This window comes from Caldicoprobacter faecalis, assembly GCF_900115765.1.
Lineage (GTDB): Bacteria > Bacillota > Clostridia > Caldicoprobacterales > Caldicoprobacteraceae > Caldicoprobacter > Caldicoprobacter oshimai.
Genome location: NZ_FOXR01000038.1, coordinates 1 through 18,163 on the forward strand (window position 1 = coordinate 1; position 18,163 = coordinate 18,163).

Below are 18,163 nucleotides of genomic sequence, written 5' to 3' on the forward strand. Positions count from 1 at the left end.
AGCTTGAAATTAAGCTGTTTTTCTTATTCCGATTGTGCAATTTGTGCCCACAAAATGATGTTTTCTCGTCAAGGTGGGTATTATTTTACGCTTACGATTTCTTGGTGCATTAATAGTTAATGATGAGAAACCTTTTGTGCTCGATATTAGAGATCTTTGGCCTGATGCTATGGTAGATCTTGGACTAACTAGAATTAATTCTTTTGTATATAAGATGCTAAAGAAAATTGAGATATATATGTATAAAAAAGCAGATAAAATAGTAATAAACTCACCTGCATTCGAAGAATATATTCGAAATATGGGAAATAAGGACGTATATTTAGTTACAAACGGGGTAGATATGGAATTCTTTGAATACTTTAAAAAAATTGATATCATATCACCACCGCGCAAACCTTTTAGAATTTTATACGCAGGGAATCTTGGCCTAGCACAGGATATAAAGATACTTACGGAACTAAATGACCGAATTTTCAATGATTTTTATTTTGTTCTAATTGGTGATGGTTCACAGCGCAATGAAATAGAAAGGGAAATAAACAGAAAAGGCATTAAGAACATAGAGTTAAGGTTGCCAATAGAAAGGCAAAAACTTCTAAAAGAGTATGAGGCTGCGGATGCACTATTTGTTCATTTAAGAAATATTCCCATGTTTTCAAAAACGATACCTTCTAAAATCTTTGAATATGTTGCAACACGAAAGCCAGTAATATATGGAGTTACAGGTGTAACAAAACAAATATTGGATGAAATGAAAGCTGGGATTGCTTTTGAGCCGGGTAATGTGACTGATCTAGAAAGAGCATTAGAAGAATTGAAATATATTCTTAATGAAGGTTTATGGAAGTACGAAGTTAATCCTATTCTTGAGAAAAGGTATTTGAGACCAATACTTTCAAAAAGATTTACAGAGGTTATAGAAGATGCGTATTATAAACATATTCAAAAATTTCAAAGCACTATACAAAGGGGAACTATTTGCAAGAACAAAAAGGTTAATTGAAAGAAAAACGGGTTTGATAAAACGAAAGTTCTATCTTCCCACAATTTGCATTTTTGACTTTTCACAGATTATTACGTTTAAATTTGAGTTCTTTAAGTTTATACAATTTTACTTTAATATGTTTGAAGTTATGGGTACAACGTATGAAATTCAAGACATAGAAAACTATCGAAACGATGAATTTAAGAATGTACCCTGGTATGACATTAACATCAAAAACTATAAAGATGATGTAAGGGTATTTTGGGAAAAGAATAGATTACAGTTTCTTCCAATATATACTATTTTAGCTATTAAACAAAATAATCCAGAGAAACTTGTTGCATTTTTGCGTAGATGGGAAGAAGTGAATCCATACAATTATGGACTTAATTGGGTAAGCAATCTGGAGATTGCAATTCGATCGGTTTCAATATTTTTGGCATATATAGTTTATATTACATATACTGGCTCAAGGAATGATTATATTGAAAGGCTTTTATTTAAGCATATTTATCGTGTATATAGAGATATAGAATATACTGAGAAATGCATGCCCAATAACCATCTCATTGGGGAAGCTGCAGCGCTTTATTTAGTTGGAAGTTTGCTCAAAACGGAATATTCGGATGATTTCCTAAGACGTTCAAAAAGAATTCTTAAAGATTATATTTCTTTTTTTAGAGATGATGGAACATATATTGAAAGCAGCCTTTCTTATCACAGATTCGCAATTCAGATGTATTTGTTGGTGTACTTATTATCAAAAAGGCTGGGAGATAATTTTCTCGAACATGAATTTCAAAAAATGATTACCCAGTCATATAAGTTTTTTTGTTGTATTGAAAAGCACGATGGTACATATCCACAATTTGGTGATTGGGATGATGGTGTTTTTTATAGAGCTTCGTCTAAGCCTATTACAAATTTTAGAGATTTTGTAGATTCACTTGGGTATATGGCTGGTTACCATGAAAGAAAAAACGTAGAGATAAGTTTTTTGGAGGCGTTTTTCGGAAATATTTATGTGGAAAGTTTAGTGGTTCCAGATTTTTATAGTTCATATCCTATTTTCGAACTGTTTAGTCATGGGAAATACGGTGTATATAAGGATTACCAAATATATGTTTTCATAAATAATGCAGAACAAATATTTCACGCACATGCTGATGGGTTAGCTATAGAGCTCAGCTTTGGAGACAAACACATACTAACCGATTCCGGCACCTATAGTTATAATCTGAACAAAAATTTGAGGAGATATTTTAGATCCACACGGGCACATAACACGGCTTTTCTAGGTGCCGATCAAAGCACCCAAGTGGGAAGTTTTAGATGGGTGGATCAAGCATTTACAACTTTGAGAAAAAGTAATAATGGTTTCGAAGGAGAAGTGATTTATAAAAATGGTTCAAGACATGTTAGGAAGATATCGATAGCTGAGCAAGAGGTTTGTGTGGAGGATACAATAAAAAGTTGTTTTAATACTTTCCCAGAAATTAATTTTCACTTTCATCCAGATAGACATGTTCAGATTCTAAATAAAAATAAGGTTTTGATAGACAATGATATTATAATGCTTGTAGAATCTTCAGAAGGATTTAAACTGGAAAAGTTGAAAAGCTTGTGCTCTTATCATTATATGCATATTGTTGAGCGAGAAAATGTGAGAATTGTGTTTTATAGCAATACTGTGCGATGTAAGGTTATCTTTAGAAAAATAGATTAATTAATGAGATATGGTAGTTTTAGATGTGTAAATGCTAGGGAGTTCATAAAATATTGGTGGGTAAATTAGTGGGAAATAATTTCTAAAGCTAAGGGGAGTGAGGAAAACTTAAGGCGTATAATCACAAATGTGAAATAATGTTTGATATGATTAAATGAATAAAAATTGAGGTGTGAAAAATTTTAAAAGAAGGGATAGGAAGGTGGAAGCAATGAATCAGAAAAAAATATGTGTTATGGGATTAGGATACATTGGTTTGCCAACTAGCGCTATGTTTGCAATCCATGGATGTAAAGTAATTGGGGTAGATGTCAATGAAAAAGTTGTGGATGCTCTAAATAAAGGTGAAATCACAATTGAAGAACCATATCTAGATATTATGGTGCAAGCGGCTGTTAGGTCTGGGAATTTAATCGCTGATACTAAACCTCATGAAGCGGATGCGTTTATTATAGCTGTTCCAACCCCGATTACTAAAGATAAAAAAGCTGATATGAGTTATGTTATTGCGGCTACAGAAGCCATTGTGCCTTATCTTAGAAAGGGTAATATGGTTATATTAGAATCCACTTCGCCACCTGGAACGGTAGAAGAATTGATGCTGCCAATATTAGAGAAGTCGGGACTTAAAATAGGAGAGGAATTGTATGTAGGACATTCTCCTGAAAGAGTGCTTCCAGGAAAGATATTGTGGGAGCTGGTTAATAACAACCGCATTATTGGAGGGATCAATAGGATTTCTGCCGAAAAAATACGTGATTTGTATAAAACATTTGTTAATGGTGAAATATATTTGACTACAGTAAGAACAGCCGAAATGTGCAAAATAGTAGAGAATACTTTTAGGGATGTAAATATTGCTCTTGCAAACGAATTGGCAAAGATATGTGAAAGTGTAGGAGTTGACGTTTGGGAAGTAATAGAACTAGCTAATAAACATCCAAGAGTAAATATTCATCAACCAGGGCCGGGAGTGGGAGGACATTGTCTAGCAGTAGATCCGTGGTTTATTGTTGAGAAAACCCCTGATCTTGCTAAAATTATTGAATTATCAAGAAAAACCAATGATAGCATGCCACAGCATGTTTTAAATAGAATAGATGAAATCTTGAAAGATATTAAAGGGACAAAAAAGGTATCCATTTTAGGAATCACATATAAGCCTAATATAGATGATATGAGAGAGAGTCCAATTATTGAATTGATCAATTTACTGGACAGACGAGAAGATTATGAAATTAGCGTGTATGATCCTTATGTAAAAACACATAAGTATCAGGCTAAAGATTTGATTGATGTGGCCCAAAATAGCGATTTATTGTTGTTAGCTGTACATCATGATTATTTCAAGAATCTCCCATTAAGTGATATGGCAAAAGTAATGAGAAACAGAAACTTTTTTGATACAAGGAACTTTTTAAATAAAGAAGAAGTAGAAAATAAAGGTTTCAAATATTTCCTGTTAGGTCAAGGGAAAAGTAAAACAAAATAAGATGAATTAATAATATTTTTAAAGAGTTAGATATAATGGCCAAGATAAAAGTCTTTAAGTATATTTGGTACAAGACCTGAAGCTATAAAAATGGCGCTACTTATTAAGAAATTACTTGTTAAGATTAAAGGAAGAATCTTTAGTAGATAGTTATGTTTGAGTTACTTTTAAGCATAGGAAAATGCTTGAACAGGTATTTAGAAATATTTGATATAAAACCTGATTATGATCTAAACATTATGCAGCAAAGGCAAGTTCTTGCTACCATAACAGTAAAAGTTTTGGAAATATTGTAGCAAGTTATAAAAGAATTAAGAACCTGATATTGCACTGGTACACGGTGATATATCCACTACACTTACTGGAGCGTTAAAGTTCGAGTGGATCATGTTGAAGTAGGCTTTGTACATATGATAAGTATTATCCTATATCCTGAAGAGATAAAGAGGATATTTACTGACGATATTGCCGAAATGTGTTTTACGTTGACTACCAGAAATAAAAAAATTTTTTAAGAGATAAAATTGCAGAAAGTATTTGTAACTGGAAATACTGTAATAGATGCAATACGGTATAAGGTCAAGCGTAATTATGTCTTTGAATCCTCATATTTTAGAGATATTGATTTTTCAAAAGGAAGATACATATTAATGACAGCCCATAGAAGAGAAAACCTCAGAAAGCCGCTTGATAATATTTGTAGAGTAGCAAAAAAGCTTGTAGAAGATGTTTAAAATGTGAGGTGTAGGTATGCTTGGTTTGCTAAAAAAAATATACGAAACTATACCTGAACCAGTTGCAGGTTTCCTAGTTCAGACGTTTGGTTTAAGTTATGTCAGCTCAAAAAAAGCCTGGAGCAAGGTTTTTGAGCTTGACAAACAATTTAGACGATTTTCTGAAGATGAAACATTTTTTCTCCTTCTAGTTGAAAACGGCCTAACAAGGATAATTGAACATGTACTGAGTGTTAAAGTACCGTATTATGCCGATAAAATTGAAAGGATTAATGGAAATCTGGATGTGAATGGACTAGAATCTCTTGAGCCTATAGATTCTGAAACGGTGAGAAAAAGCTTGAATTCGTTTGTGGTGAAATCCGTAAACGGTTATTACACAACTACCGGCGGAACTGGACGAAATCCTTTGTTGATAAGAATTTCTGACGATGCCTACTATAGAGACTATGAACATGTGTTGTGGAGTTGGTACAGAAACGGGTATTACAGGAAATGCAGAAAGCTTGACGCTTAGAGGTGTGAACCTTGGTGACAGGTTGTGGAAATACAACCCAATATACAATGAATTACTAATAAACATATTCCTGATGAATGAAAAAAACATAATAGATGTTATTGTCCGAAAGATTGAAAATTTTAATCCAGAATTTGGTCACGGTTATCCATCAGCATGGACCAGATTATCTAAGTTGATTCAAGGCAGAAGGATCAGAATACAACTCAGGGGTGTTTCATTTGTTAGTGAGAATTTTACCGAAGAGCAAAGGAAACTCGTAGAGGAGACTTTTTCATGCCGTATAACAAGTTTCTATGGTCACTCGGAACGAGCAGGTTTTGCTGCAGAAATTCCCGAGAATAAAGGAATTTATTATGTATTCCCGACTTATGGGTTGATAGAAGTCCTTGATGAACATGGAAGAAGGGTACCGGAGGGAGGGTTTGGGGAAGTAACGTGCACTACGTTCATAAACAAAGCTCTTCCTTTAATACGTTACAGAACGGGGGATTTTGCCAGGGTCCATCGGGCAACGTCTTCTGGGATTCCAATGAGTCTAACGGAAATTTCCGGAAGATGGGGAAAAGATTTTGTGTATGATAAGTATGGTAACAGGATATCAATGACTCTCGTAAATGTACATTCCTTTGCCCAATACAACTTTAAGTACATACAGTTCAGACAAGACACCCCTGGAAAACTGTCAGTTTATCTTGTCCCATTTGAGAAGTTGAAGAAGAGAGATTTTGAAGATCTTAAAAGGGAGTTTATCGAGAAGCTCAAGAACTTTGATATAGATTTTCTAATATGTGATGAATCCCAGATTGTATTCAGCATAAGGGGAAAAGTTCCATATCTTGTGTCTACGCTGAGTGAGGAAGAGAAGAGCTAAATGTTATTTTTGAAAGAGTACAAAGGGATTAATTATATTCCATGCTGTCTTGTTGATTGTCATACGATTCGAGAATTCGCGCAGGGCAGCGAAAGGTTCATACCAATTAATATAGCGGCGTTACTAAAGTACTGTTCAGGATATAGAGATAGGGATACCTACCAGTTTTATAGAGTTTCTAAATATCTTTGTGTTCCGTAACAATAGACGAAGTGGAGGTAAGACCTTTATGAAATACAGCTTTGCCTTCATAGGTTCGGTCTCTACCGAAAAGAACCTTGGTGGTGAGACCGTGAAAAATCAGCTTATTACCAAGTATTTTATTGAAAATGGAATCCAGGTGTATGTTATAGATGTTGAGGCATATAAACCTTACACGGTAAGGAACAGAATTGCGCTCTTTCTAAGAATACTTAGTGTCTTTTTGTCACGTAATGTTAAAAGTGTAATTATCTCAAAATCTTATTCAGGTGCTATAAAGATACTGAAATTAGCAAAGTGCTTCAATATCTTCAAAAAAAGGGTTTACTATGTAGTAATTGGTGGAACTATAGTGAGAAAAGTTCGAGAGAACCCGAACTTGAATAAGCTCCTTAAGGCGGTTACGAGAATCTATGTTGAAGGGAAAACCATGGCGCGCGACCTTATCACATTGGGGATTAGGAATGTTGAATGGCTACCTAATTTCAAAGAGATTCCTGAAATAAGGGAAGTCAAGAAAAGAACTCCACGAATTCCCCTAAGGGCTGTTTTTGTCTCAAGAATGACTAAGGAAAAGGGTGTTTTATTCTTGTTGGAGTGTTTGGATGAAATAAATTCGCAGAATGTTAAAATTACTATAGATTTTTACGGCCCATTTGAAAACATCGAATTTAAAGAAATGTTTTTTGAAAAAATACGTAATTCGAATTATGCATTTTATCAAGGCGTGCTTGATTTCCAAAGTGAAAATGCATATACTAAACTAGCAGAATACGATCTTTTCATCTTTCCAACATGCTGGGTTGGGGAAGGATTTCCAGGTGCTTTGATTGATGCAATGATAGCAGGTCTGCCTATTGTTGCATCTGATGCTGGGTTTAATGGAGAAATAGTTACTGATGAGATTGGCTATCTTTTTAAGACAAACGACAAGGAGAATTTTAAGGATGTTCTTTTGAGGGTTCTTGATGATCCTCAACAGTTGGTTGAGAAGTCCAAGAACGCAATGGCACAGGCTACAAAATATGATTACAAGCAGGTTCTAAAAACACTATGTAGAGATATAATGCGTGAATAGGGGTAGATATTAAGAGAACCATTAAGAAGTAAAGAAACGATGCTTTTTATGGATTCCGAGGGATGCTGACACTAGTTATGTAAATCAGGAGGTACTTCAATGCTAACTATTTTGAAGTAGATATTTTTAGGATAATCAAAAATAAATTTAAAAAATTCATGCAAAGTGTAGGTGGATTAAATTGAAGGTATATATATATAATAATGATTTTACAGAACAGTCTATTAGACAAATGTATACTACTGTATCATATTTAACATGTGATAAATTATATTTAGATAACAATTGGAAAAGCCAATTTGCAAATTTACCTTTTGTGGATTTTATAAATTTTGATGACTTTGTTAAAATGAAAGGCGATAAAGCAATAGTTTTTTTTAATATAATTGATGGTTATTATCTGAGAAAATACAAAAGTGACAAAAGCATATTTTTTGTTTTCAGGCCGAGAGGAATTTTACCAGAAGAGTCATATTATAGAAATAAAAATTTACTTAAAATGGTTGTTCTAAATCATATTGAGCGTAAGGTTGTTGGTCTAACTGATTATTTTATTTTTTTAAATACTATTCAAAAAGATCATTATGTATCTAAGTACAAAAAAATAAAATATAGATTTGATAAATCATATATTTTACCAAATATAAAAATGATAGATAAGTCTAGAATTATACCTAATAACAACGACTTAAAGTTGAAGTTGTTATATTCGGGTGGTTTTTCTAAGTGGCAGAATATAGATTTAGTCTATAGAATTGCAAGTGATATTATTCTGAATTTTCCCGTTGATACTGTTTTTACAGTATTAACTTTTAAGGAAAATTTTGCAAAAGCGGAACAGTTAGCTCACTATTATAAAATTAAAAATAATACGGTTATAAAATATGTTCCACCTAGTATATTGGATGAAGAAATAGTTAAGCACGATGTAGGTATTATAATTAGAGATAATAGTATTATCAATATGGCAGCATCTCCTTTTAAAATTGTTGATTATCTATCGAATGGTTTAGCTTTAATAGTGACTGATAATATTTCACATCAATTAAATGAAATGGTTAAAGAAAAATATTATTTTACTTTAACATATAAAAATGGTAAATTAGTTTATTCAAATTCAGAACTTGGTATCTTTATTTCGCAAATAATTGAGAACAAAAATAAAAACAAAGAACAGATTATAAACGATTATTATAACTTTATTACGAATATAAAAAAAATTAAGTTAGAAGAAGTTATTTACTAAGGAAGACGAAAAATTGTACGGGCTATACATAATTGGATTTTGTAGTAAAAAGATGTAAATAACATACACTTTGCATAACGATTAGAGCTTATAACTAAGCTTATTTAGTTACCTGTTTGGAATAAATTCTGTTCCCACCAATGTTCAAGTTTAAGTATTATTTTATGCTTACTAAAAACAATGTTTTAATTAAAGGATGTGGTGATACATGGAAAATATTATAAACGCTCTTTTAATTACAAATGTTTTTTATCATGTTTTTGTAGGTATAAAAAGAAAATTTATTACAGGTTTAGTTATAATAAGTACTATGTTAAGTATTATACTAACAGCAGTTGGTATAGATTCTAATAAATTATTAGTTTGTTATACTCTAATTTATATTTCATTGTTATTGTTTTTATCTTATAATGGAACTCTTTTTGTAAGGAAGTTAAATTTGTTAGGGCTAGGATTAATATCAATTTTCTTTATCTTTTTTTCACTATCTTATCTATTTTCTCCTGCTGCTTTATCTGATTATGGACTATGGAAAATAAAACAGTTTACAATTACGGCTATTTTTCCTTCCTTACTAATACTATTAGGAAAAATTGGTAGTAAAGAAGTTAGGTGGATTGAAAATTTTATACTTATTTCGGCGTTTTTTATATCATTAATAGTGATTATTAATTTTATAATTAGTGGTAGTAACGTTCTTAGTTCAAATTGGTTTATAAGACATACAGCAGGAGATATAAATCCAATTTGGCTCAGCAGATTTTTGGGGGTCGCCCTTATAATTATCCAATCTCCTAGGTTTTCTCATAAGTTTTTTTGGGTTTGTATTATTAGTATATTTTTCTTATGTGCTGGGTTGTTAAGTGGCTCAAAAATAATTTTATACTTTGTGATACCTATAGCGATTTTTTATAGGATTAGATCGCATAATAATAAAGACCTAATAAAATTTATGTTGTTTATTTTAGTGTTAATTATAGTAATATATTGTTTTTTTTCTATTTTTGATCCTCTTGCAATAACAAGGAGATTTAGTTTAAAAAGTGGTACTGCAATACAAAGAATAACATTATACAAATTATCTTTTGATGCTTACAAAAGTGGAAATTTTAAGTCAATAGTTGTGGGAAATGGTGTGGGGACTATTGGCCAAAGTTTAGGTTTTGGTTATGTTAGAGAATATCCTCATAATATAATAATTGAAATATTGTATGAACTGGGATTTATAGGGCTTTCTTTGTTTTTACTTCAATTATTTACGATTATTAAGATTTACTTAAACAAAACTAAATCATGGATATTTTATACTTATATTTTGTTTTTTTTGTGTTCCTTAACTAGTGGTGATTTAGTTTCTAATGAAAATATATTTATATATTTTGCTTTTAATATTATGTATGTTAATAGTGATATATCTAAACAATTAAGCGAACAGCTCGTATGAATCTTAATTAAATTTGTGTAATCATTATAAATGTTGAAGAATTAACTGTAAAAACACTCTCGAAAAGTAGCTAGAAAAAGTGATGAAGTTTTTGAAAATGAATTATATTGACAAAATTGCAGGTGTTATCACGGAGTAAAAAAATCTTGAAAAATGCATATGGTATTAACTGGATGACATAAAAAGGTTTAATAATCCAAGCCTTAAGACACAATTTTTAAAACTCCTAAAACTGTATAATTATGAATAAAACTTAATCTATGCAGGTCCGATAAAGGTATCTACAAAACTAAAGTTTGTATGTTTTGCTCATGCATCAAGCTGGATGTTAACCGCAGCAAAGGTAGCCATAGCAAACCTCATCATATTGCTTCTGGAACGTGCATTCTAAATAGAATAATGATAAATAATCTTTTATAAGTTCGTTCCTCCGATGTTCTGATTTTGAATTTATCCTTAAAAGCCTTGGTATGGCGTGGAACAGAGGTAAACATTCTGGGATCATAGTCGGGTTTTTTATAAATGACTTTACCATAGGGGCTATTGGAACATATACAATCCTGAGGTGTTTTTTGACCATGGCATGCAAAACAGCAGCGATATTTAATTCCTTTAGGTTTACTGTAGCCCCAGTTTTGATAAGGAATACCACCAGGACATATAGGTCTTCCTTTATTGTCGAAACAGAGGATATGAGGATACTGATAATTAAATTTTGCTTTTGTACGCAAGTCTAGAGCTATAAAAATATGAGAAGCAAGTCAAAAGCGACAGAGAATGTCATAGTAGGAACCGATAGCAAGAGCTTTATCGGGATCAAAATCGAAAATATCGAATAAGAGACCATCTTTTTGTATCCTTTTAGCCCAATTTATGATAGAATATATTCGTAGCTCAGGCATTAATACTAAAGAACGTATTATGCCCTGCTGATTTTTAGCTGGGCAGCCTGAGTTAGGGTATAGAGGTTTTATTGTGGGAAGCATGTTATCCAGGTTAAGGAGATAAAGCTTAGAGATAGCTTTATCGAGGTGGATGAGTCTGCTTCTTTCTTTTTGAGCGTGTAGTGAAAGGCACTGTATAAGTTGTTTTTGATAATCAGAATGAGATTGCCAAACATGTAAAAACCCCAAAACGAAATAGAATTAGTGAATATGGGCATATTTTTGGGGGAAAAGGTTAAAAAGTGAAGCTGAAATATAAGAGGCAACAGAGGAAAAGATAAGTAAGGTGCAGGGATAGTGAAATTTTGATTAAAAAATGTACAAAAAGTAGGGGTGAAGCTGAAAAGCTTAGTCTTGAAATGCATAAAAATAAAGTTTTTGGACTTTTCGAGAGCGTACATTTTTTATATCGGGGGTGTAAAAAAAGAAATGTCGAATACGGTATTTATTCTGTATGAAAATTTTTATGATCCAAATGGAGAAACTATAACGATTGGGGGTGTTCAAACTTATATACGATCATTATGTTATGTTATTCAAAGTGTAGGGTTAAGACCTGTCATTTTTCAATTTGCAAACAGGAATTTTAATAATATTTTTGAATCTATACATGTGTATGGTGTAGATGTAACAAGGTGTTTAAGCAAAAAGCAAAAGCTAAAAAAATTATATAATGAAGTAGAGAAACATGCTGATTTTGCTAATGATATAATCATTTTTGCAAGTAATTCCATGATTGTTAAACATAAATTTAATAATTCAATTGCGATTCAACATGGTATCTCATGGGACAAATCCAATAAAGAAGAAGTTGCAAAGAAGATAAATTTTTTCAATAATTTATTTGTTTTTTATCGAGCTATTCAATCTTTTAAAATTATAAAGAGTCTGAATTATGTAAATAATATTGTTTGTGTTGATTACAATTTTCTTAATTGGTATAGATCGCAGGTTGCATATATCAAGTCAAATGTTAAAGTAATACCTAACTTTGCTAAAGTTAAACAAGGAATAATTAAAAAGCAGACTGAAACTATTAATATTATTTATGCAAGACGTTTTCAAAAATATAGAGGAACAAGAATATTTGCATCTGCTATCATTCCAATATTGAAAAAATATAAGAATGTACGAGTAACATTTGCTGGAACTGGACCAGATGAATTGTACTTAAAAAAATTATTTAAAAATAACCCAAATGTTAATTTTATTAAATATGATGGGGAAAAAAGTATTGATGTTCATCAAGAGTATGATATAGCTGTAGTTCCTAGTATTTGTTCAGAAGGAACTTCTTTGTCTTTGTTAGAAGCTATGGCATCAAAATGTGCAGTTATAGCTACTAATGTTGGAGGAATAACGAATATTGTGTTAGATAATTATAATGCCCTTTTAATAAATCCAAATGTTCAAGAACTTTTTCAAGCATTAGAAAAATTGATTGTCAATAAAGAGTTACGAGAAAGACTTGCAGAGAATGCATACCAAACTGTTTATCATGCTTTTAATAGTGAATTATGGGAAAAGAAGTGGACTGAACTTTTTAAGGAAATTTTAAAATAAAATTATAGGGGATTTTATTTGATTTAGTAATAATTAAATTAGAGCTATTATTAAAAATGATTGGAGTGAACATAATTATGACTAAGACTAAAATTAAAACTAAAGTCCTAACAATATTCGGTACCAGACCTGAAGCCATCAAAATGGCACCGCTTATAAAAAAACTACAGCAGGAATCTTTTATAGAAAATTATGTCTGTGTTACGGCACAGCACAGGGAAATGCTCGACCAGGTGCTGGAGATATTCGATATAAAGCCCGATTACGATTTGAACATCATGCAGAACAGACAGAGCCTTGTGAGCATAACCACAAAAGCTCTGGAAGGCTTGTATAAGGTTATAAACGAGCTAAAACCCGACATTGTGCTGGTACACGGCGATACATCCACTACACTGGCAGGGGCTTTGGCCGCGTTTTACAACAAAGTCCCTGTCGGACATGTGGAAGCCGGACTTCGCACCTATGATAAATATTCTCCATATCCTGAAGAGATGAACAGAGTACTTACTGCTGATATTGCCGAGATGCACTTTACTCCAACTGTTAGGAACAAGCAAAATCTCATAAGAGAAAACATTACGCAGGGAATTTATGTAACGGGTAATACAGTTATAGATGCATTGAAATATACCGTTTGTCCTAATTACGCATTCAGAAATTCAACGCTCAAGGGTATTGATTTTTCAAAGGGAAGGTATATTTTGCTGACTGCACATAGGAGGGAGAACCTAGGCAAGCCACTTGAGAACATTTGCAGGGCAGCAAAAAGGCTTGTGCAAGACTTTGATGATGTATACATTATTTATCCTGTGCACTTAAATCCCGTTGTGAGGGAAACGGTCGATTCGATCCTAGGGGATACAGAAAAGGTTTACCTAATAGACCCTCTTGATGTGCAGGATATGCACAACTTGATGGCCAGGTGTTACATGGTTATGACTGATTCGGGAGGGTTGCAGGAGGAAGCGCCGGCGCTTGGGAAGCCTGTACTCGTATTGAGGACCGAGACCGAGAGGCCAGAGGCGGTGGAAGCTGGAACCGTGAAGTTGGCGGGAGTTATTGAGGATCACATATACAATATGGCTGTCGAGCTTTTGGTGAATAGAGAGATATATGATTCAATGGCCAGAGCAGTAAATCCATATGGTGACGGTAAAGCTTCTGAAAGGATAGTTAAGGCCATATTACATAGGTTTGGTCTTGGCGAGAAACCGGAAGAGTTTGGTTTGTAAAAATATTACTTTGATACTATCCTGAAAATCTGGGAAGGGATAGGAATGATTATTTCAGAGGCTCAATTTATCCGTGAGTTTGAAGTTATGCAAGATGCATCTTTTATATTTTTCCTAGGAGCAGGGGCTTCTAGGACATCAGGAATTCCTACGGCTAACGAAATGATTTGGTTTTTTAAGAGGGCAATTTATTGTTCAGTTAATAATATAAGTCCTGAATCTTGTAAAGATCTTGCCAATGCTAATGTACAACAAATAATTGATAGTTGGATAAAAAATCAGCCAGAACACAGAAATATTAAGTGGGAAGAAGAATATTCCCATTTTTTTGAAGCTGCATATCCCACAAAGGATGTGAGAAAAGAGTTTATTGAAAATTATGTTAGTCAAGCAATCCCTACTATAGGTTATAAGTGTTTAGGGGCATTAATTAGAGCTGGCAAAATAAGAGACATTTTTACAACAAATTTTGATAGACTTATTGAGGCAGTATGTCCGAATATTTTTGTAATATCTGATGAATCTGCCGATCGAGCGTATAAAGTTAGAGTGGTTGATAATTCTTCAAAATTAATAAAGTTACATGGTGATTTTCGCTACGATCATCTTAGAAATACAACTGAGGAATTAAGGCAGTTAAATCAAATTTTAGAGTCTAAAATGAAAGAATTTTTAAGCCAATTCGGTATAGTGATAGTTGGTTATAGTGGCCGAGATGATTCAATTATGAAAGTATTGGAAGAAATCGCTCGTGATAATCTTAATAGTTTTCCAAAAGGCTTTTACTGGTGCATTCTCAAAGGGGAAAGAAAATACGAAAGAGTAGAGTCTTTAATAAAATTTTTAAGAGAGAGCGGCCGTAATGCGGCATTTATTGAAATTACATCTTTTGATGACTTTATGATCAACTTATATCGCTTTTGTGGGATTAAGGATGAACAAGTGGAAGCCGAATTGACTAGTATCAAGGGGAATAAAACACCATTCTTTTATAAACCACAGAAAACTGATTTGAGGCCCCATTTAAAGACAAATTGGATTAAAATTAAAGAATATCCTACAACTGTATATAGTTTTAAAACAGATATTAGTGAATGGTCAGAATTGGATGAATTGGTTAAGGGTCAGCCGGTATTGGCTAGTTTTGCGTACCCAAAATCAATTATAGCTATTGGCAATCGTTCAGTTGTTGAAAATCTATTCAAAGATCATATATTAGAGCCCATCCAGATAAGAAATATTACTTATGAGGATATAGCAAGAATAAATAGGGACCATGGATTTGTTTATAGTCTTTTTTATTCTATCTTTGATCGTTATTTTCAAGAGCGATTAAAATTGCAGCGGTTTAAAAAGAGATGTTATTGGGATAAGTCAAGAACGGAAAAATTTAATTCTCGGTGGGTGGAAAATTGTTGGTGTTTTATTCATTCAGCTTTCAATTATGCTTTGGAATACAGAGATAAAGAGCTTTTTATAATAATTGAGCCTACGGTTGTTGTAACGAAAAATAAGGAGGAAGTATTAAAAAGCAAAGAAGCTAAAATCGCAAAAAACGAATATTTATCCGTCTGGTATAATGCTCGATGGAATGAAGAGTTAAATAAATGGTTGAACATAATATATTCAGAATCTAAAGGGATTATTGGTTTTCCTCCAAATTCAGAGCCGCCTAGTGCTAGGTTTGTAATTAGTGATCACTTTTGTTTTTCTTCCCCGAAAGGAGGGGGGAACTAAATGCCTATAAATTATGCTAGTCAGTATATTGTTATTAATGAGCCTGAACTTTTATTCAGTGCGACTGAAAAGAAATATTGTCATAAAAGTCCAATTGTTGGACTTAGTTGTTGGGGGCCATATGATTCTTCAATTTCGGGTCGTATTACACCTAATAATCCTATACGCCTTGCAATTATTTCTGTTCATGAAAAGATATCTCGACTGTTAGAATATTTAAATAGTTTAAATAATACTATTCGACTTTCTGAAGCAAATGACTACTTAGTTGAGTATGAAGGTTTTTATAATATTTATAAAACAAAACTTTTTATTCCCCCATATGAGAATAATTTAATACAGTTAATTAGTCAGGAAGAAATAGAACAATGTAAAAATACCGAAGATAAAGAGATAAGTTTTGTAGAGCTTATCAAAAAATATATTAGAAATCTTTTACCATTTAGGGATAAATTTGATGTAATTATTTTTCATGTGACAGATGAGATGTCGGAGTTTGAACGTGTAAACATAAATGGTTATGTTTTTGACCTTCGTGACCATATAAAAGCTTTTTGTGCTCCAAATAATCTAAAAATTCAATTTATTCGTGAGAGGTCAATACCTTCTAATGAGAGTTCATCGAATGTAGATTATGTGCGAAAAGCTTGGTGGTTATCGTTAGCAATATACTGTAAGGCTGGTGGTATACCTTATAAGCTTAAGGAAACAATTCCTGGGACTGTATATGTGGGGTTATCTTATGCAATTTCTGCTACAAGCCGCAAAAATAAAATTGTTTTGGGTGTGAGTCAAATTTTTGATGAGACTGGAGAGGGAATAAGATTCAGGTTATTGCCGGTAAAAAAACCGTTATGGAATAGAGCTGATGTATACAAGGAAAATCCCTTTATGAGTAAAGAAGATGCACGTCAGCTTTTTATAACTATTAGGCAGGATTACCAGGCTATCAATGGAGAGCCACTTAAAAGAGTGGTTGTTCATAAAACAACTCCTTTTCGTGCTCAAGAAATTGCTGGAATTTGTGAAGCATTAACCGGCATAGATAAAATAGAGTTGCTTACTATTCAAAGTAATGTCCTACATAGATTGATACGAGGTGCTGATGATCAAAAGGATGCCACAGGAAAGCCAATCAAGGGAGTTGCGAAATTTCCTGTTAAAAGAGGAACTATATTACCGTTAGATACTGATACTTTTCTTCTCTTTACCCAAGGAGATGTGGAAGGTATTAATCTTAGAAAGGGTAGATATCATTATTATCAAGAAGGAAGGGGTATACCTCGTCCGATTTTAATACAAAGATATTTAGGGACGGCACCTGTTGAAACAGTCGCTGAGGATATTCTTAAATTAACTAAAATGAACTGGAATAATTTACAGCTTTATAACCGTTTGCCTGTAACGATTATATTTGCACATAGAATTGCACAAATTGTAAAGCAGGTTGAGAATTACAGCGATATTCCATTTGATTTTCGATACTATATTTGATATATTTTATTTACATTTTTGGTGTTTTTTGTTTTTATAGTAAGGGGCCTATGATAATGATTATCCCACAAAAAGTATCGGTTCTAAATAAAATTTCTTAAACCTATTGTCGAAAAACAACCAAACCGATGAACACAAATATAAAAATGAATGTAAAAAAGAAGGAGTTAATCTGTTCTTTGGATCCTTCTTTATCCATTTCAGTAAACTCTTGAAATTCATGGCTGCTATCTTAAACCCAAACCACAATTTTGAACGCAATAATCCCCTGACCGGCATAAAGTCCACTTTGTATTTCCTCCTCAGTACTGATGGTATACCCTCTATCCCGGCTCTTTGACTCGCTATTCTTCTGTACTCTTCTGTCCCCATCTTCACCCTCAACAAGCTCAACCGATATGCTTTCTCACTTATCCTTACCACTGCTTTCCGTTCCGTTATCTTTACTCGACACCTATCCTTTAATGGACATCTCTTACATTTTTCTACTTCAAAGTAAAGGCCTGGGTGTTAAAATAAAATTGTGTCTGGTGTATAATAAAATCACAAAGGAGGCTGGTAATTATGGATAAAAATACCTATTATGAAACAGTCAAAAATATGGCGGTTGAAAAAGTATTAAATCAGTATTGCTCTGATTCGGATCCATCACGCCCTGCTCTGAAAAAACTGCTGGAAGATTTGCTCGACTGGTTTATGTTGTCTGAACGCCAAATCTATCTCTTGAAAAACGAAAACGACAAAGGTAATGGCTTTTATGATAGAAAACTTGGTACGCCTATGGGTAACCTGGAAATCTCTGTCCCAAGAACTCGCACTGGCGATTTCAGACCCCACATCCTCCCTGAACCGTATAAAAGGGTGGATGAATCCTATACAGACCTTCTTAT

15 protein-coding genes and 1 pseudogene are annotated in these 18,163 nt (G+C 32.9%); 14 read left to right on the forward strand and 2 right to left on the reverse strand.

What is annotated here, in order from left to right; all coding sequences use genetic code 11:
• Window positions 1-136: 136 nt before the first annotated feature.
• From BM241_RS10535 to BM241_RS10575, 9 genes are all read left to right on the forward strand, one after another.
• Window positions 137-1,006, forward strand: coding sequence for a glycosyltransferase family 4 protein (locus BM241_RS10535; RefSeq protein WP_092282742.1), 870 nt, complete (start codon window positions 137-139; stop codon window positions 1,004-1,006).
• On the forward strand, window positions 927-2,714 hold the full coding sequence (locus BM241_RS10540) for a heparinase II/III family protein (RefSeq protein WP_092282743.1): 1,788 nt from the start codon (window positions 927-929) through the stop codon (window positions 2,712-2,714). The genes BM241_RS10535 and BM241_RS10540 overlap by 80 nt, the downstream gene beginning before the upstream one ends.
• Before the next feature lie 211 nt (window positions 2,715-2,925).
• Window positions 2,926-4,206 (forward strand): nucleotide sugar dehydrogenase, encoded by a 1,281-nt coding sequence (locus BM241_RS10545; RefSeq protein WP_092282755.1) that lies wholly within the window; start codon window positions 2,926-2,928, stop codon window positions 4,204-4,206.
• A gap of 524 nt (window positions 4,207-4,730) precedes the next feature.
• Window positions 4,731-4,940 carry a UDP-N-acetylglucosamine 2-epimerase gene (locus BM241_RS10550; RefSeq protein ID WP_177206158.1) on the forward strand — a complete coding sequence of 70 codons (210 nt, stop codon included), beginning with the start codon at window positions 4,731-4,733 and terminating at the stop codon, window positions 4,938-4,940.
• Between the two features lie 16 nt (window positions 4,941-4,956).
• Window positions 4,957-5,457: a hypothetical protein gene (locus BM241_RS10555; protein ID WP_092282745.1), complete on the forward strand. Its 501-nt coding sequence runs from the start codon at window positions 4,957-4,959 to the stop codon at window positions 5,455-5,457.
• Window positions 5,372-6,331 (forward strand): phenylacetate--CoA ligase family protein, encoded by a 960-nt coding sequence (locus BM241_RS10560; RefSeq protein ID WP_143094089.1) that lies wholly within the window; start codon window positions 5,372-5,374, stop codon window positions 6,329-6,331. The genes BM241_RS10555 and BM241_RS10560 overlap by 86 nt, the downstream gene beginning before the upstream one ends.
• 229 nt (window positions 6,332-6,560) lie before the next feature.
• On the forward strand, window positions 6,561-7,610 hold the full coding sequence (locus tag BM241_RS10565) for a glycosyltransferase family 4 protein (protein ID WP_092282747.1): 1,050 nt from the start codon (window positions 6,561-6,563) through the stop codon (window positions 7,608-7,610).
• Window positions 7,611-7,791: 181 nt separating this feature from the next.
• Window positions 7,792-8,856, forward strand: a complete 1,065-nt coding sequence (locus BM241_RS10570; RefSeq protein WP_092282748.1) for a glycosyltransferase family protein — start codon at window positions 7,792-7,794, stop codon at window positions 8,854-8,856.
• Window positions 8,857-9,064: 208 nt separating this feature from the next.
• Window positions 9,065-10,300, forward strand: a complete 1,236-nt coding sequence (locus BM241_RS10575) for an O-antigen ligase family protein (RefSeq protein WP_092282749.1) — start codon at window positions 9,065-9,067, stop codon at window positions 10,298-10,300.
• Window positions 10,301-10,628: 328 nt separating this feature from the next.
• Here BM241_RS10575 and BM241_RS12245 read toward each other — a convergent pair whose 3' ends face one another.
• Complete coding sequence (locus BM241_RS12245) at window positions 10,629-10,952, reverse strand: hypothetical protein (RefSeq protein WP_143094090.1); 324 nt, start codon at window positions 10,950-10,952, stop codon at window positions 10,629-10,631.
• Between the two features lie 721 nt (window positions 10,953-11,673).
• On the opposite strand from BM241_RS12245, the gene BM241_RS10580 reads away from it, so the two are divergent.
• The 4 genes from BM241_RS10580 (at window position 11,674) to BM241_RS10595 (ending at window position 17,273) form a co-directional block, all read left to right on the forward strand.
• A complete protein-coding gene (locus tag BM241_RS10580) occupies window positions 11,674-12,807 on the forward strand; it encodes a glycosyltransferase family 4 protein (protein ID WP_143094091.1) in 1,134 nt (377 codons plus the stop codon).
• A 77-nt stretch (window positions 12,808-12,884) separates the two neighbouring features.
• On the forward strand, window positions 12,885-14,042 hold the full coding sequence (gene wecB, locus BM241_RS10585) for a non-hydrolyzing UDP-N-acetylglucosamine 2-epimerase (RefSeq protein ID WP_177206159.1): 1,158 nt from the start codon (window positions 12,885-12,887) through the stop codon (window positions 14,040-14,042).
• A 45-nt stretch (window positions 14,043-14,087) separates the two neighbouring features.
• A complete protein-coding gene (locus BM241_RS10590; protein WP_092282752.1) occupies window positions 14,088-15,779 on the forward strand; it encodes an SIR2 family protein in 1,692 nt (563 codons plus the stop codon).
• Window positions 15,780-17,273 (forward strand): argonaute/piwi family protein, encoded by a 1,494-nt coding sequence (locus tag BM241_RS10595; RefSeq protein ID WP_092282753.1) that lies wholly within the window; start codon window positions 15,780-15,782, stop codon window positions 17,271-17,273.
• A 60-nt stretch (window positions 17,274-17,333) separates the two neighbouring features.
• Here the strand turns inward: BM241_RS10595 and BM241_RS10600 are convergent.
• A pseudogene (locus BM241_RS10600) lies at window positions 17,334-17,756 on the reverse strand (transposase); the annotation flags it as partial.
• A gap of 81 nt (window positions 17,757-17,837) precedes the next feature.
• Between BM241_RS10600 and BM241_RS10605 the strand changes: the two are divergent.
• On the forward strand, window positions 17,838-18,163 hold a 326-nt coding region (locus tag BM241_RS10605; protein WP_177206160.1), incomplete at its 3' end, for a transposase.

What these genes read in the sequence shown, in the direction of transcription:
- BM241_RS10540 (WP_092282743.1), top strand. Translation starts at nt 927, where the DNA reads ATGCGTATTATAAACATATTCAAAAATTTCAAAGCACTATACAAAGGG.
- BM241_RS10545 (WP_092282755.1), top strand. Translation starts at nt 2,926, where the DNA reads ATGAATCAGAAAAAAATATGTGTTATGGGATTAGGATACATTGGTTTG.
- BM241_RS10555 (WP_092282745.1), top strand. Translation starts at nt 4,957, where the DNA reads ATGCTTGGTTTGCTAAAAAAAATATACGAAACTATACCTGAACCAGTT.
- BM241_RS10560 (WP_143094089.1), top strand. Translation starts at nt 5,372, where the DNA reads ATGCCTACTATAGAGACTATGAACATGTGTTGTGGAGTTGGTACAGAA.
- BM241_RS10565 (WP_092282747.1), top strand. Translation starts at nt 6,561, where the DNA reads ATGAAATACAGCTTTGCCTTCATAGGTTCGGTCTCTACCGAAAAGAAC.
- BM241_RS10575 (WP_092282749.1), top strand. Translation starts at nt 9,065, where the DNA reads ATGGAAAATATTATAAACGCTCTTTTAATTACAAATGTTTTTTATCAT.
- BM241_RS10580 (WP_143094091.1), top strand. Translation starts at nt 11,674, where the DNA reads ATGTCGAATACGGTATTTATTCTGTATGAAAATTTTTATGATCCAAAT.
- wecB (WP_177206159.1), top strand. Translation starts at nt 12,885, where the DNA reads ATGACTAAGACTAAAATTAAAACTAAAGTCCTAACAATATTCGGTACC.
- BM241_RS10590 (WP_092282752.1), top strand. Translation starts at nt 14,088, where the DNA reads ATGATTATTTCAGAGGCTCAATTTATCCGTGAGTTTGAAGTTATGCAA.
- BM241_RS10595 (WP_092282753.1), top strand. Translation starts at nt 15,780, where the DNA reads ATGCCTATAAATTATGCTAGTCAGTATATTGTTATTAATGAGCCTGAA.